General features: G+C 61.0%; 11 protein-coding genes and 2 tRNA genes. 4 read left to right on the plus strand and 9 right to left on the minus strand.

The features are described 5' to 3' along the window. Window positions 1-187 precede the first annotated feature (187 nt). The 9 genes from FJ980_RS12410 to FJ980_RS12450 form a co-directional block, all read right to left on the minus strand. On the minus strand, window positions 188-1,015 hold the full coding sequence (locus tag FJ980_RS12410) for a tetratricopeptide repeat protein (protein WP_140543171.1): 828 nt from the start codon (window positions 1,013-1,015) through the stop codon (window positions 188-190). Then, on the minus strand, window positions 1,002-2,726 hold the full coding sequence (ilvD, locus tag FJ980_RS12415) for a dihydroxy-acid dehydratase (RefSeq protein ID WP_140543211.1): 1,725 nt from the start codon (window positions 2,724-2,726) through the stop codon (window positions 1,002-1,004). The genes FJ980_RS12410 and ilvD overlap by 14 nt, the downstream gene beginning before the upstream one ends. Window positions 2,727-3,017: 291 nt before the next feature. Then, window positions 3,018-4,259: an OmpP1/FadL family transporter gene (locus FJ980_RS12420; protein ID WP_140543172.1), complete on the minus strand. Its 1,242-nt coding sequence runs from the start codon at window positions 4,257-4,259 to the stop codon at window positions 3,018-3,020. A 362-nt stretch (window positions 4,260-4,621) separates the two neighbouring features. Continuing rightward, a complete protein-coding gene (locus tag FJ980_RS12425; protein WP_140543173.1) occupies window positions 4,622-7,405 on the minus strand; it encodes a valine--tRNA ligase in 2,784 nt (927 codons plus the stop codon). 310 nt (window positions 7,406-7,715) lie between these two features. After that, window positions 7,716-8,501: a PopZ family protein gene (locus tag FJ980_RS12430; RefSeq protein ID WP_140543174.1), complete on the minus strand. Its 786-nt coding sequence runs from the start codon at window positions 8,499-8,501 to the stop codon at window positions 7,716-7,718. Window positions 8,502-8,765: 264 nt separating this feature from the next. After that, window positions 8,766-10,145, minus strand: a complete 1,380-nt coding sequence (locus FJ980_RS12435; protein WP_140543175.1) for a TolC family outer membrane protein — start codon at window positions 10,143-10,145, stop codon at window positions 8,766-8,768. 185 nt (window positions 10,146-10,330) lie between these two features. Beyond that, entirely contained in the window at window positions 10,331-11,005 is a 675-nt protein-coding gene (locus tag FJ980_RS12440; RefSeq protein WP_140543176.1) for a protein-L-isoaspartate O-methyltransferase, read from the minus strand. 92 nt (window positions 11,006-11,097) lie between these two features. Then, window positions 11,098-11,171 (minus strand) — tRNA-Cys (locus FJ980_RS12445). 164 nt (window positions 11,172-11,335) lie between these two features. Further along, entirely contained in the window at window positions 11,336-11,596 is a 261-nt protein-coding gene (locus FJ980_RS12450) for a hypothetical protein (protein ID WP_140543177.1), read from the minus strand. 208 nt (window positions 11,597-11,804) lie between these two features. On the opposite strand from FJ980_RS12450, the gene FJ980_RS12455 reads away from it, so the two are divergent. The 4 genes from FJ980_RS12455 (at window position 11,805) to FJ980_RS12470 (ending at window position 15,025) form a co-directional block, all read left to right on the plus strand. After that, window positions 11,805-11,879, plus strand: a tRNA-Asn gene (locus FJ980_RS12455). A 201-nt stretch (window positions 11,880-12,080) separates the two neighbouring features. Beyond that, window positions 12,081-12,281, plus strand: coding sequence for an AlpA family phage regulatory protein (locus FJ980_RS12460; RefSeq protein ID WP_140543178.1), 201 nt, complete (start codon window positions 12,081-12,083; stop codon window positions 12,279-12,281). A gap of 120 nt (window positions 12,282-12,401) precedes the next feature. Further along, a complete protein-coding gene (locus tag FJ980_RS12465; RefSeq protein ID WP_140543179.1) occupies window positions 12,402-14,291 on the plus strand; it encodes an AAA family ATPase in 1,890 nt (629 codons plus the stop codon). A 155-nt stretch (window positions 14,292-14,446) separates the two neighbouring features. Continuing rightward, window positions 14,447-15,025, plus strand: a complete 579-nt coding sequence (locus FJ980_RS12470) for a hypothetical protein (RefSeq protein WP_140543180.1) — start codon at window positions 14,447-14,449, stop codon at window positions 15,023-15,025. Window positions 15,026-15,269: the final 244 nt, after the last annotated feature.

Raw genomic sequence — 15,269 nt, forward strand, 5'->3', positions numbered from 1 at the left:
TCCTCTACCCCGTCGATCGGGGGAGAGGTGGCTCGGCGAAGCCGAGACGGAGTGGGGGTCGACCAGCGCTACATTAGAGCAATTCCAGGAAAAGTGTGAGCGGTTTTCCGCCCGGAATTGCGTAAAAACAAAGAGATAGTGCAATACACGCGCCAAGCTGCCACGCACGATATCGCCCAACCTGCGCTTACTGGTCGCCGTTGTTGCCCTTGGTCAGGATATCGTCGGCGAGCGAGATCGCGGTCCGGCGATCGGCCTCGCCGGCCGCGGCGAAAGCCTCTTCCTGCATGTTGCGAATCCAGGGCTGGTCGGCCGCCGGAGCCCGCGCCAGCGCGGCGGTCATCATCGCCAGGCCGCGCACGACCTTGCCGCTCTGGAACAGTAGATTGCCGAGCGTCGCCTGCGCGCCGGCATGGCCCTTCTCGGCGGCCAGTTGCAGCCAGCGGCCTGCCTGCTTGACGCTGGCCTTCACGCCACCCTCGCCCTTGAGGAACATCTGGCCGATTTCGAACTGGGCGTTCGGATTGCGATAGTTGGCGGCGGCGCGCATGTAATATTCCTGCGCCGCGACGTCGTTTTCCTCGACCGGGGTGCCGGGAATGCCCTTGCGAAGATAGTCGCCGAGCGCCACCAGCGCGTCCGACACATAGCTTTCTTCCGGCGAGCCGGGCTCGACATCCTGATCGACGATTTCCGAGAAGAACTTGAAGGCGGCGTAATCGTCGCGCGTCACGCCGTCGCCTTCGGCATACATGCGCGCAAGCTTCCAGGTGGCGCCGATCTGGCCGTTCTCGGCGGCGTATTTATAGGCCTCGACCGCCTGATCCTTATGGCCGCTCTTATAGGCGGAGAAGCCGAACTGGAACACCGCCCAGGGGCTCGACTGCGGCTTCACGCCGGTCTTGTCGTCGAACACCTTGTCGTCGAAGGCCATGGCCTGCCCGACGGCGCCCAAGGTCGCCAGAGCGACCAGTGCCGAAAAGACAGACGACCTCAACATCTCAGATGTCCGCATAGCAGTGCGTTTCTTTGGCCGCGCCCGGATGGGTCACCGCGCCGTCGCGGGCCGACCCTACGGCCTGCGCATATTTCCAGATCGCGCCGGACTGATAGTCGGTCTCGCGCGCCTTCCAATTCTTTGCCCGGGTCGCCAGTTCGGCGTCCGACAAGGCCACCTCGATCGTGCCTTTCACGGCGTCGATCGAGATCACGTCGCCGTCCTGGATCAGCCCGATCGGCCCGCCGACCGCCGCTTCCGGCCCGACATGGCCGATGCAGAAGCCGCGCGTGGCGCCGGAGAAGCGCCCGTCGGTGATCAGCGCCACCTTGCCGCCCATGCCCTGGCCGTAGAGCGCCGCCGTCGTCGACAGCATCTCGCGCATGCCCGGACCGCCGCGCGGCCCCTCATAGCGAATGACGAGAACCTCGCCTTCCCGGTAGTTGCGCTGCGTGACCGCCTCGAAGCATTCCTCTTCCGAATCGAAGCAGCGCGCCGGACCGGAGAATTTCAGTTCCGACATGCCCGCGACCTTCACGATCGCGCCTTCGGGGGCAAGGTTGCCCTTCAAGCCCACAACGCCGCCTGTCTTGGTGATTGGCCGATTGGCGGGACGCACAACATCCTGGCTTTCATTCCAGGAAACGTGCTCCATATTTTCGACCAAAGTGCGGCCAGTGACGGTCATGCAGTCGCCATGCAGATAGCCGTGGTCGAGCAGCGTCTTCATCAGGAGCGGAATGCCGCCGGCCTCGAACATATCCTTGGCGACATATCTGCCGCCCGGCTTGAGGTCGGCGATATAGGGCGTCTTCTCGAAGATCGCCGCCACGTCGAACAGGTCGAACTTGATGCCGGCCTCATGCGCGATCGCCGGCAGGTGCAGCGCCGCATTGGTCGAGCCGCCGGTGGCCGAAACCACGGTCGCCGCGTTCTCCAGCGCCTTGCGCGTGACGATGTCGCGCGGCCGGATGTTCCTGGCGATCAGCTCCATGACCTTTTCGCCGGAGGCGAAATTGAAGCGGTCGCGCATCTCGTATGGCGCCGGCGCGCCGCAGGAATAGGGCAGCGCCAGGCCAATGGCTTCAGCAACGGTCGCCATGGTGTTGGCGGTGAACTGGGCGCCGCAGGAACCGGCGGAAGGACAGGCCGCCTGCTCGATCTCGAGCAATTCGGCGTCGCTGATCGACCCGACCGAATGCTGGCCGACCGCCTCGAATACATCCTGCACGGTGATCTGCCGGCCGCGATAGCTGCCAGGCAGGATCGAGCCGCCATAGATGAAGATCGACGGCACGTTGAGGCGCACCATCGCCATCATCATGCCGGGCAGCGACTTGTCGCAGCCGGCGAGCCCGACCAGCGCATCGTAGCAATGACCACGCATGGTGAGCTCGACCGAATCGGCGATGACCTCGCGCGACACCAGCGACGACTTCATGCCCTGGTGGCCCATCGCGATGCCGTCGGTGACGGTGATGGTGCAGAACTCGCGCGGCGTGCCGTTGGCGGCCGCGACGCCCTTCTTGACCACCTGCGCCTGGCGCATCAGCGAGATGTTGCAGGGGGCAGCCTCGTTCCAGCAACTGGCGACGCCGACCAAAGGCTGCGCGATCTCGGCCGCCGACAGGCCCATGGCATAGAGATACGAACGATGCGGCGCCCGCGCCGGACCTTCGGTCACGTAGCGGCTGGGCAGCTTGGCCTTGGAAATTGCCTTGGCGTCCATCATCGTCCTTGCCGCACACCCCGCGGCCGGTCCCATCGCCGAGCCAACCTGGCACGCATCCCGGGACCTATCTCGGGTGCTCCGGGTTTATGGCGGGAAATGGGCAGTTTCCTCGGCAAGTCTTTTAGCGCGGGGGTTGTTCATAAACTGTTGCCAAAACGTCACAATCGTATTGGGCGCCGGTTCTGACGCGAATTTGCGACGGCGGGTCAAAGGACCAGGTGGATCGCCTGCCTGACAACGAAAAAGGCCGAGCACTGCCCGGCCTTTTTTCGTTGAACTCTCAGAACCTTAGAACTTGATCTTAAGTCCGCCTGAAACCGCCGTGACCAGATCGTTGCCGAAGTCGTAGCTGGCATCGTTACCGGCCACATAGCCATTCTTGTCAGTCAGGGTGCCGGAATGGCCACTCGTCAACACGCCGATCGCGCCGGCCAGGCGAAATTCGACGTTCGGGCGCGGTGTATAGGCAACGCCGCCGCCGAGCGTCCATGTGTCGCTCTGCGAACCGTAACCGTGCGAGGTGCCACGATCCCAGGTGAGCTGACCGGCGGCACTCCACTGATCGTTGAACTTGTGGCCAACACCGCCGCTGACCGTCCAGCCGTCTTGATACATCAGATCCAGGGAGGTCCATCTGATCGGCCTCGGAGAGGTCGTTGTACAAGCAGCAAGGCCTTTCGTGGCCTGCGAGCAGATTGGAATGCTCTGCAGAATGCTCCAGTTGACCCATTTTACCGAGCCGAACGCAAGCCAGCCGGGAGCTATACCGGACTGGACCTTCAATTCGACAGAATCCGGCATCGAAGCTTCGCCATAAATCGGAATAACCGGACCGCCGACATGGGTTAAATCAAGGGTACCTGAAATGTTGTCCAGCTTCACTTGGGAATTGTAGACGAGGCTGGCGCGTAAAGCGATTTCAGGAATTTCATAGGCCAGCCCAGCGCGCCAGCCCCAGCCACTGCTCGACAAATCTACGCGGCCAGTGCCGGAGAAATTCGGGAGGAGCGGTGACACAAGGTCTTCCTTGAAGCCATAGACTTCCTGATAAAACACGCCGCCAATGAAGCGAACCTGGCCTTTGCCAGCATCCATCTTATAGGAACAAGTGGTTGCGTAGTTGTCGCTGTTGATTTTAGTTTCCATGTTGGATTGCGCGCCGACCCACTGGCCGGGGGCCGTATGCGCCCCCCAAGGCTGAGAGTAGTCGAACACACAGTCGATCCCAGGCACGACTTGGGCCTTAACGCCGATGCGCGGCACCCAGTAATTCTCACTGTCTTTGGCACTAGTCGAGCCTAAGACGGTGCCGTCGAGCGGATCCGTATCCTTCGCGTTCTTGAGTTTGCGATCTGGCATCACATAGGTTGCTTCCGCTTCCGTAGCGAATGGAGCCGGATCGAACAGCAGATCAATATCGTAGCCACCGCGCTCGATACCGCCCGCATGCGCGGGTTGCATCGCGGCGCCGATCAAAGCGATCGAAAAGCAGCCTGCCCCCAGCAGCGCTTTGACTCGCGAGATGTTCATGGAAATCCCTCCCCGAAATACAAGTGGCTCAAGCTAGAGCCAATTCGGGTTAACGACGCAACAACGATTTCAAGAGTTGTACGTGTACATCTTGACAGCACCTATTTTTGCCATGGTCATCGACGCTGCAATCGGCGCCTAAATCACGCGAGCCGGCGTAAAACGATCGAAAAAACCCGGGGAAACTACCAAAAACAGGGCGAAAACAGCCGATTTTGGGGCTGGCGCCCCCCATTGTTACATTACGGCAACAATGCGGCGCAAACTTTCCGTTTACGTCAAAATTAACGTAGCGGCAGCCGCATTTTCGAGGCAGCTAACGCACCGGAAAGCGCCTTTGGAGTGAGGGCGAATCTTGCCGTTCAGCCCGCGTCGCGAACCCTGGTCAAAGCCACAGAAAGCTTCTCCTGCGCCTCGCGATATTCGGCGAGCTTGTCGCGCTCGGCCTCGACCACTTCCTCCGGCGCGTTGGCGACGAATTTTTCGTTCGAGAGCTTCTTGTGCAGGCGCGCGATCTCCTCGGTGACCTTGGCCAGTTCCTTTTGCAGCCGCGCGGCCTCGGCCTGGAGATCGATCAGGCTGCCGAGTGGCAGGCTTACTGTCGCTTCGTTGAGCACGATCTGCGCCGAACCTTTCGGCGGAGCATCGGCGAGCGCGATATCGCCGACGCGCGCCAGCCGCTTGATCGCCTGCGCGTGGCGCTCCAGCCGCTCTTGCGTCAGCGTGTTGGCGCCGATCACCGTCAGCGGCGCGATCGCCGCCGGCGGCACGTTCATTTCCGAACGCACCGAGCGGATGCCCGAGACAAGATCGACCAGCCAGTTGACGTCGGCAGCGGCCTCCTCGTCCTCGAAGTCGGGCGACGGCCATGCGGCATGGCAAAGCAGCGACGAGCGCTCCTTGCCCTCGCCGGCGGTCTGCGCCCAAAGCTCCTCGGTCATGAACGGCATCATCGGATGCAGGAGCTTGTAGATTTCGTCCAGCACGAAGGCGACGCAGGCCCGGCTCTCGGCCTTGGCGGCCTCGTCCGTGCCCATGAACACCGGCTTCAACAGTTCCAGGTACCAGTCGCAGAACAGGTTCCAGACGAAGCGGTAGGCAGCAGTCGCCGCTTCGTTGAAACGATAGCTGGTGATGCCTTCGGTGACGGCGCGCGCCGCCCGCGTCAGCTCGGTCAGGATCCAGCGATTGACCGGCAGCTTGGCGTCGTTCAGCCAGAACTCGTCGTTGCGCGCGACCTCGTTCATCTCGGCGAAGCGCGTCGCGTTCCACAGCTTGGTGCCGAAATTGCGGTAGCCGGCGATGCGCGCCGGATCGAGCTTCACGTCGCGGCCTTGCGCCGCCATGACGGTCAGCGTGAAGCGCAGCGCATCGGCGCCGTATTCGTCGATCAGCTCGAGCGGGTCGATGACGTTGCCTTTCGACTTCGACATCTTCTGCCCGTTCTTGTCGCGCACCAGCGCGTGCACATAGACGGTGTGGAACGGCTCCTCGTCCATGAAGTGCAGGCCCATCATCATCATGCGGGCGACCCAGAAGAAGATGATGTCGAAGCCGGTCACCAGCACGTCGGTCTGGTAATAGGTCTTGAGCTCCGGCGTCTGGTCGGGCCAGCCGAGCGTCGAGAACGGCCACAGCGCCGACGAGAACCAGGTGTCGAGCACATCCTCGTCGCGGGTCAGAATCTCGCCCGGCTGGAAGTTCTCGAGCTTATCCTCGACCCAGGCCTTCCACGGCCCTTCCAGCGCCAGGTAATATTCAATGGCGGCAGCGAGCGCCTCTTCCTCGGTCTTCTCGACGAAGACATGCCCGTCCGGTCCGTACCAGGCCGGGATCTGGTGACCCCACCAGAGCTGGCGCGAGATGCACCAGGGCTGGATGTTCTCCATCCAGTCGAAATAGGTCTTTTCCCAGTTCTTCGGCACGAAGTTGGTACGGCCCTCGCGCACTGAGGCGATCGCCGGCTTGGCGAGCTCGGCGGCGTTCACGTACCACTGGTCGGTCAGGAACGGCTCGATCGGCACGCCGCCGCGGTCGCCATGCGGCACGGCATGCCGGTGCGGCTCGACCTTGTCGAGGAAGCCGCCGGCCTCCATCAGCTCGACGATCTTCTTGCGCGCGGTGAAGCGGTCGAGCCCATCCAGCTCGTCCCACACCGCCTGGCGCTCCGGCGTGACATCGAGACCGGCGAGGAAGTCCTCATTGTCCTTCAGCTTGACGGCCGCTTCGACCGTCAGGATGTTGATCGCCGGCAGTTTGTGACGCTTGCCGACTTCGAAGTCGTTAAAGTCATGCGCCGGCGTGATCTTGACCGCGCCGGAGCCTTTTTCCGGATCGGAATACTCGTCGGCGACAATCGGTATCTTGCGGCCGACGATCGGCAGCACGACGTTGCGGCCGACCAGACCGGAGAAGCGCTCGTCATCGGGATGCACGGCCACGGCCGTGTCGCCGAGCATCGTCTCGGGACGCGTCGTGGCGACCGTGATGAAGGTCTTCGGGTTCTCGGGGTCGAACGTCTCGCCGTCGATCGGATAGCGGAAGTGCCAGAGATTGCCGTTCACCTCGTGCTGCTCGACCTCAAGGTCGGAAATGGCGGTGAGCAGCTTCGGGTCCCAGTTCACAAGGCGCTTGTCCTTGTAGATAAGGCCTTCCTTGTAGAGGGTGACGAAGACCTCCAGCACGGCCTTGGACAGGCCTTCATCCATGGTGAAGCGTTCGCGCGACCAGTCGGCCGAGGCGCCGAGCCGCTTCAGCTGGTTGAAAATCGCGCCGCCGGATTCGGCCTTCCACTCCCAGACTTTCTCGATGAACTCTTCGCGCGTCAGATCGCGGCGGTGGATCTGCTTTTCCATGAGCTGGCGCTCGACCACCATCTGCGTGGCGATGCCGGCGTGATCCATGCCGGGCTGCCAGAGCACGTTCTTGCCGCGCATGCGCTCGAAGCGCACGAGAATGTCCTGCAGCGTGTTGTTGAGCGCATGACCCATATGCAGCGAGCCGGTGACGTTCGGCGGCGGGATGACGATGGTGAAGGCTTCGGCCCCTTCCTCCGCGCCGGCGCCGGCCCGGAAGGCGTCTGCCTCTTCCCAGACTTTGGCGATCTTCGGCTCGACGGCTTTGGCGTCGTAGGTCTTATCAAGCATGGAGGAGGTCCGAACTGTCGGGAACAAGCGTCCGGTGTAAATCGGAAGGTCTTGGCCGAGTCAACCGCGAGCGCTGCGATCGCTTCCACAGATAGGCCCGCCGCGAGCAGCGACAATGCCGGCCGGGCGAGCAGCAGCGCTTCCCTGGAGCAATTCCAGAAAAGTGCGTAGCGGTTTTCCGTCCGGAATTGCGCCGAAACAAAGATTTTGAGCAGTTCGGCGATTCCGAGAAACGCTGAACCGCTCAAAGCAGCCTTAGACAAAAGCGCCGCCCCAGGACGGCGCTTGCCAACCTGCCTGTTGCGCCAGCTTACTGCGCCCCGCGCGCCACGCGCTCGATCTCCTCGCGCACCAGCCTTTCGACAAGCGTCGGCAGGTTGTTGTCGAGCCAATCCTGAAGCATCGGCCGCAGCATCTCCTCGGCCATCTCGTCGAAGCTTTTCTTGCCGCGGCTGGCAAAAGCATCGGAAAGCTCGCCAAAGGCCGCGGCGACCTGCCGGCCCGTATGCTCGGAAAGGATCGCGGGCCGAGCCGGCTGCACCTCCGGTTCGGAGGCCCGGGACGCGCCTGCAGGCACGGAAGCTTCAAACGTCGGCTCTTCCTTCTCGATCTCGGCCTTCGGCGCGGCCTCCGGGGCCCGGATGGCCGGTCTCGCGGTGACCGTGCTGCCGCCGACCGCCGCGATTTCGCGCCGCCAGTCGGCGACAATGGTCTCGGCCGTCTGCGGCGCATTCGCCGCGGCCGGCTTGCTCGCGGCCGCTTGCGCGCTCGGCGCAGCGCTCTCGAGCTCAACTGTCGGCGCAGTCTTCACCGGCTCGGGGCGGGCGGCACGCGGCGGCACCGGGTCGGTCGCCGCAAGCTGCGCCTGGACCTCCGCCAGCGTCGGCGGCTTGCGGACGTCGGCATGCAATTCGGAACGAAAGGCATCAACCTCGACAGCGGGCGCGCCAGCCGCGGCCGGCTCCAGATCCTGGCGCAGCTCGCCGGCCTCGGCCGGTTGCTTGCGCCCGGTGTCGCTGTCTTCGATGATCCTTCGGATGGAAGCCAGTATCTCTTCCATGGAAGGTTCGCGCTGCGCGCTGCTTGCCGTCGCCATCGTCACATCCGCCGCCCTAGTGACCTGCCCAAGAACTTGACCTGCTCAAGAACTTGACCCGTTCAAGAATTCCGTCCTGCCCGGGCCGGAATTCGAATCAATGGAGACAGCGTAACCGACCGATCGTCATCCGAGAATCCCCAATCTGGAGACACGTTCGATTTCAACAGATTAGGCGACGCGCAGCCTGACGAGCCTCCCGGAAAGACAAACGCCGCGCGTCCATCGGACACGCGGCGTTTGCAGGAAGCATGCTGTCGGCAATCAGCGCCCGTCTGGCGTGCGCAGTCCGATCCACTTGTCCTTGACGGCGTTGTAATGCTCTTCCGGCCTGTATTTGGTGACCGCCAGGCCCAGCCGATCCACCGACAACCGGCCCATCGCCTGGAGAATGGCATAGCTCGCCACCACCACGTCGCGCTCGGAACTGGCCTGGTTGATCTTGGCGGTGATGACCGCGTTCTGCGCGTTCAACACATCCAGCGTCGTGCGCTGGCCGACATTGCGCTCTTCGATGACGCCGTTGAGCGCCAGTTGCGCGGCATCGATCACCTGCCTGTTGGCAGCTACCGTTTCGCGCGCCGCGGTGTATTGCGTCCATGCCGTGACCAGAGCCTGGCGCACCTGATCGCGGGTGACGTCGATCTGGATGCGTGCCTCCGAAAGCGATTCCTTGTTCTGCCGCACAACCGCCGAGGTCCGGCCGCCCGAATAGATCGGAATGGTCAGCGTGGCGCCGATATTGGCCGAGGTCGAGGTGCCGTTGGTGCCCCTGATGTCGGGAACGGAGTGGCTGTAATTGTCCGAAACGCCGGCCGAGGCCGTCACTTGCGGCAGCAGCGCGCCTTCCGCCGACTTCACCGAAAAGGCCGCGGCATCGACGAGATGCTGTGTGGCAAGAATGGCGGGATGCTCGGCGGAAGCGATGGCCAAGGCCGAATCGACACTACCCGGCAGCAGCTTGCCCAGCGGCGAGGCTGGCCTGAGCTTGCCCGGTTCGTCGCCGACGATCTGGTGATAGGTGGCGGCGCTCGCCAGCGCCGTCGCGCGGGCAGCGCTCAGCTGCGCCACGGCCGTCGCGCGCGAGGCATCGGCCTGGGCCACGTCGGTGCGGGTGCCCTCGCCGACCTCGAAGCGCGAGCGGGCGGCGCGCGCCTGCTCGCTCAGGAACTGCAGGTTCTGCTCGGTCAGCACCGCGACCTGGCGGTCGCGAATCACGTCCATATAAGCGCTGGCCGCGTTGAACAGGATGTTCTCTTCGGTATTGCGCAGGCTTTCGACCGAGGCCTTCACCTGCGATTCGGCGGCAGCGACATTGTTCCTGGTCTGAAACCCATCGAACAGCGTCTGGTTGATCTGTATGCCGAAATTGCCCGTGGTGATGTTCTGGGTGGAGCCCTGTGCGTGGGTGCTGGTGTAGTCGATGCTGCTCGAACCGGTGACGGTCGGGCGCCAGCCCGACTTGGCGATGGCCACGCCCTCGTCGGTGACGCGAACGCCGGCGCGGGCCGCGTTGAGCTGCGAATTGTACTGGTAGGCTTTGGCGAGCGCGCCCGTAATGGTTTCGGCGGAGGCGGCCAGCGGCGAAAGCGCGGTGGCCGAAACAAGGATAGCTACTAAAATACTCTTGCGTAGAGGCGGCACGTTATATCCCTCATTCGTTTTGCATGGGAACCACGCCACGCCAACCTACCCTTACGGATCGGCTAGCGCCGCGTTGTTTATCGTTCCCCCGCTGACGGCCTCCCGGAAACGCCCGGTCAACAAATCAGCAACGATTGTCAAGCGCAAGCGATCATGACAGCGCCTTCGCTGCAAGGCAAAAACGCTCAGAATTCAAATGCGTGAGCACGTTCGAAGCCCGGTAGTGGCTTAATTGCCGCATTAAAGGCACGCCTTCCGGTTACAACCCCCCCTGCCTTGAAAAACAGCCGGGCCACGCCAGAGTTGCCCCGCCCTTCGACTGCAACCAGGCGTCCATCTTCCGCGAGCTGGTCGAGCAATGCCTGCGGCACTTCCTCGACGCTGCCGCCGATGAAGATGACGTTGTAGGGCCCTTTGGCAACCTGCCCTTGCGGCAGCGGCCCGGTGACCACCGTGACGTTTTGGCAGCCAAGGCTGGAAAGTGTTGATTTCGCGGTCTCCGCCAGCGCGGCATCGCTCTCCAGCGCGACGACGGAACGCGCGAGCCTGGACAGCAGCGCGGCGGAATAACCGGTGCCGCAACCGACATCGAGCACCGAATCGCTCGCGTCGATCTCGGCCAGCTGCAAAAGCTTGGCGAGCGGCGACGGCTCCATCAGGTAGCGTGCGCCGCTGCCATTGGCGCCATCGGAAATGCGGATGTCTTCGTCGATATAGGCCAGATCCTGCTGTCCGGCGCCGACGAAGGCCTCGCGCGGAACGGTCAGCATCGCTTCGATGAGCGGCGCGCTGGTCACGTCTGTGGTGCGGATCTGGCCGTCGACCATCTTCACGCGGCGTTCGGAGAAATCAGCGTTCATGTCCCAACAATCCGCTCCCCGCGCCAGGCGCGCGGCCAAAACTTCGACTGGAACCCCGCTCCGGCGCGATTGCGCTGGAGCCCGCAAGCATCTGGAGGCCTCGCCCGGAATCGAACCGGGGTGCAAGGATTTGCAGTCCTCTGCGTAACCACTCCGCCACGAGGCCTCGCAATGCTCCCGGCGTTCCGAGCGAACTCATTATGTTGGCGCTCAAAGGTCGTCAAGCGCTCGCGCGTCTTTCCCGGCGCTTTCGCAAGGAGCAGCCAAAGTGGTGATTACCAATCGGTTGTTACGGGTTCGGCATCGCCGCGGCGGAGCCGCCCCGTGCTCTCAGTCGGGCCGCCGCCGGCGTTCCCACCAGACGACGAAACGCCTCCGGTGGCGTCGGATCATGGCGAATTCATAGGATAGAACCAGCAGACCGAGCGGTATCATCCAGAAACCGAGAATCGGCAGAAAGCCCAGAAGCCCGCCAAGCGTAAGCAGCATGCCGATCGCGATTCGCCAGCCGCGCGAGCGCGGCATGGTGAACTCGCGGCCGAAGATCGAAATCTTCCGCGCCGGGGTGTTGTCATCATCCGCTGCGGTCATTCAAGCCAGATCCCATCTGCTGTCTGAGCCATGTCAAGACGATAACCGGCCGCTTTGTTCCGTGCCGGTGTGAAGCCCTTCATATGTGGGCGCGCCGAACGATGGCACAAATAGCCGCATCAAAAACTGGAAAAAAATTGCGAAATGCTTCTTTGCAAAGCCGAAAGGTGTTTGCTATAGGCTGCGCCACTCACGTCAGAGCCTCCGTTCCCCGGTAGCTCAGTGGTAGAGCAACCGGCTGTTAACCGGTTGGTCGCTGGTTCGAATCCGGCCCGGGGAGCCAATTCTTTTCAAGCGCTTAGCGTAGTTGCTGCCCAAGCGAAAGTTTTGGGATTTTGCCTTATGGCAACGATCTGGCAACAAAAGCGCGCTCGGGCCGATTCGACATAACCCCCTCCAAAATTCTGGACTTATGTCGTGGTTTGCCGTGATGGGCAGTGCTTAACCTCGCATCCAATTTCAACAGCTTGCGAGGCGCATCATCATGCAACTCATCCCCTATGAGGGCCTGAAGGCCAAAGGCATTAGCTACAGCCCTGCCCACATTTGGCGGCTTGTGAAGGCGCGGAAGTTTCCGGCTCCAATCAAATTGGGCGGCGGCGGTCGCAACATGTGGGTTGAGAGCGAGGTTGACGTTTATATCGCGCGGAAGATCGCCGAGCGCGATGCCCTGGCAGCGGCATAAGAAAAAGAGGCCGGTCCTGTTCAGACCGGCCAGTCGTGTGAGAGATTTCCAAAAAGGCAAATAATAATACCTCTCGCTCGTGCGAAGTCAACCCATCCTATAAGTACCGAGCGAAACATAATGGGCATCGACCAAATACCGGACGAGCTTAAGCAGCTAATTCAATTTTGCGTTTGGCGATATGAACCATTGCAAGGTGAAACAAAGCTTAGCAAAATTCCATATAATCCGAAAACTGGCGCGAAAATTTCCACTACCGACGCTCAGACTTGGTGCTCTTTCCAAGAGGCGGTTCAAGCCGCGAACGATGGCGCGAAATGGGCCGGCATCGGCTTCGTCTTCTCAGAACGGGACCCCTATTGTGGGATCGATCTAGATGACCCTTACGCGGTCAAGGATGACGGAACGCCGAAATTCCCTATCGAGAAACAGGCGGAAATCGCGGCGAGGCACAATTCCATCTTGGAGGCGTTCAATAGCTACGCCGAATGGAGCCCGAGCGGCAAGGGCGTACACATCATTATAAAGGCGGGAATTTCGAGCGGTCGCCGACGCGATGCCGTCGAAATGTATTCTAGCGGTCGCTATTTCACGATGACCGGGAACGTTTTCCGAGCTGCACCTATCGCTGAGCGCCAGGAACTCGCGAATACGCTTTGCCACGAAATGGGCCGCTCAAGATTGACGACCGAGGATGTCAGCCAATTGACAGCTACGGCGACCGAAACCGACGAGGCCACTTACAACATGGCCTCCAAGTCGGATAACGGCGCAAAGTTCCTGGCGCTTTGGAACGGCGACGGTTCGGTGCTCGATAGCGCGGACAAATCCGGTTCGGCCATCGATCAGGCGCTAGTGAATATCCTCCAATTCCACACGAAAGACCCGGCTCAAATCGAACGTCTTTGGCTCGCCAGCCCGCAAGGAAAGCGACAAAAAACGCAATCGCGAAAAGGCTACCGCGATCAGACCATACGGCGCGCATTCGATTACGAGTTGCCGCCAATGAACATTTCCGGCGTCCTGGCTTCCTTTAAACCGCCAATCCAGGCGGGGAGCCCACAAAGAACGGGGCCGATATCGGCGCGCGATCTTGCGAACATGGTATTTGCACCGATCAAATACATTGTTCCCGGAATTGTCGCCGAAGGGCTCTCGCTCCTGGCGGGTAGACCTAAGCTTGGCAAATCTTGGGCTTGCCTCGAAATCGCAATCGCTGTGGCTGGCGGCGGCAACTGTTTCGGCAACTTGCCTTGTGAGCGCGGGGAAGTCCTGTATCTGGCGCTTGAGGACAATCCCCGCCGCTTGAAGTCTCGCCTTCATAAGCTGTCCAATGCCGGCGCGCTGGAAATTCCGGATGGCCTTTATTTTGAGACGGAGTGGCCGCGCGATCCGGACGGCGTAGCGAAAATCCGCGAATGGCTGTCGCTGCATCCCGGCGCGAAACTCGTCATCGTTGACGTGCTTGCCGCATTCAGGGCGCTGAAAAAGTCTCAACAGCAACAGCAATACGACGCGGACTACGGCGCGATAAAAGGGTTGCAATTGCTAGCATCCGAATTCGGCATCGCGATCATTGTTGTTCACCACACCCGCAAGGACAGAGCGGAAATCGATCCTGTTGAAGCAGTGTCGGGCACGCTCGGATTGTCCGGCGCTGCCGATACGGTAATCGTTCTCAACCGCGACACCACGGGTTGCACACTTTACGGTCGCGGACGCGATATTCAAGAATTCGAGTTCGCCGCGCAATTCAACGCTGAAACTTGCCGCTGGCATTTGCTCGGGCATCCAAACGAAGTGCGGCGAAGCGATGAGCGAACCAAAATAATCGAATTCCTTAAATCGTCGGGGGGATCGAAGTCGCCGAAGGAAATAGCCGAGGCAACGAGAATGCCCGACCAGAACGTGCGGAAACTACTCGGGGCGATGGTTGAGGCGGGCGAGGTAATGAGAATTGGCGTCGGCAGCTACGCCTGCCCACCACCTGTGGGAAATGGTCTGTTCTAAAGATAGATCACACTCATCACAGTGATCACAGAGATCACAATGGTCACAGGCATCACAGTGATTGTGATCGGTGTGATGGGTGTTCACAGGTCCGGCCGCCAATGGGGTTCTTGCCAGTGGCTTGCGAAGGCTGAAACCGAAAAGGATGCCGCGAAATGAGAAAATGGCTTTTCGATGATAAAGCGCACGTAATTATTGCGAGCATCTTGGATGATGCCTCCGAGCATTTAATCAATTCCGGAATCTGTAAGCCGCAGGAAGTAGACGAATACATCGCTCTCGACTACATCGCTCAATGCTCAGCGGCGATAACTCACGGAGTTGTTTATTTAGAACACGACGAAATGATTGGCGCTGGAATTTTCCTAGACCGCTATTCCCGCAAAAACAACCGCCAGTTATTCCAGCGAAATTCCGACAGGTGCGTATCACAATTGGTCCGCAGTCCAAACATCTATTTCCCCGATTATCTCGCCCTGTTGCGGTTCGCATATTTGCGCGTCCTGAATTCGGTAAGTGATGCCGATATCCTTCGCGCGAGTGGCGTGTTGATGTTAGCAGCCGCGACATTGCCCGGTGTTCGCACGGATATTCGGCGCGAGTTGCGACGGCGCGGCTTATCGTATGATCCATCACTAATATCGGAGGATACGCTGCAAAAGCGGATCGGCCCCAACGGAAGCGTGACAATCGCCCACCGCCTAGCCGGGCCGAAATCGCAATTGATCCGCTAACCTGTGGGCAGGGAGGAAATTCCTCCGCTTTTTTTTCGCGGACCTGGAGGCCCATAGGCGCGCCTTTCGAGCGCGGATGGCTCCCAACTACCTCGCTGGCCCGAACACCTCTCCAGCGGCCCTGTGTGAGCCGAAAACGGGCGGCATTCGACTAAAATTTGCCCCATGCCTCCCATCCGGTAAGCAACCGGTTGGTCAATTTCGATACTTCATTGAAATTACTATATATTTTGCCAAAATGTAC

The organism is Mesorhizobium sp. B1-1-5, assembly GCF_006443065.1.
Taxonomy (GTDB): Bacteria; Pseudomonadota; Alphaproteobacteria; order Rhizobiales; family Rhizobiaceae; genus Mesorhizobium.

Coding starts and splice junctions, on each gene's coding strand:
- ilvD (WP_140543211.1), bottom strand. CDS start 2,726: ATGGACGCCAAGGCAATTTCCAAGGCCAAGCTGCCCAGCCGCTACGTG.
- FJ980_RS12460 (WP_140543178.1), top strand. CDS start 12,081: ATGCAACTCATCCCCTATGAGGGCCTGAAGGCCAAAGGCATTAGCTAC.
- FJ980_RS12410 (WP_140543171.1), bottom strand. CDS start 1,015: ATGCGGACATCTGAGATGTTGAGGTCGTCTGTCTTTTCGGCACTGGTC.
- FJ980_RS12450 (WP_140543177.1), bottom strand. CDS start 11,596: ATGACCGCAGCGGATGATGACAACACCCCGGCGCGGAAGATTTCGATC.
- FJ980_RS12440 (WP_140543176.1), bottom strand. CDS start 11,005: ATGAACGCTGATTTCTCCGAACGCCGCGTGAAGATGGTCGACGGCCAG.
- FJ980_RS12430 (WP_140543174.1), bottom strand. CDS start 8,501: ATGGCGACGGCAAGCAGCGCGCAGCGCGAACCTTCCATGGAAGAGATA.
- FJ980_RS12465 (WP_140543179.1), top strand. CDS start 12,402: ATGGGCATCGACCAAATACCGGACGAGCTTAAGCAGCTAATTCAATTT.
- FJ980_RS12425 (WP_140543173.1), bottom strand. CDS start 7,405: ATGCTTGATAAGACCTACGACGCCAAAGCCGTCGAGCCGAAGATCGCC.
- FJ980_RS12420 (WP_140543172.1), bottom strand. CDS start 4,259: ATGAACATCTCGCGAGTCAAAGCGCTGCTGGGGGCAGGCTGCTTTTCG.
- FJ980_RS12470 (WP_140543180.1), top strand. CDS start 14,447: ATGAGAAAATGGCTTTTCGATGATAAAGCGCACGTAATTATTGCGAGC.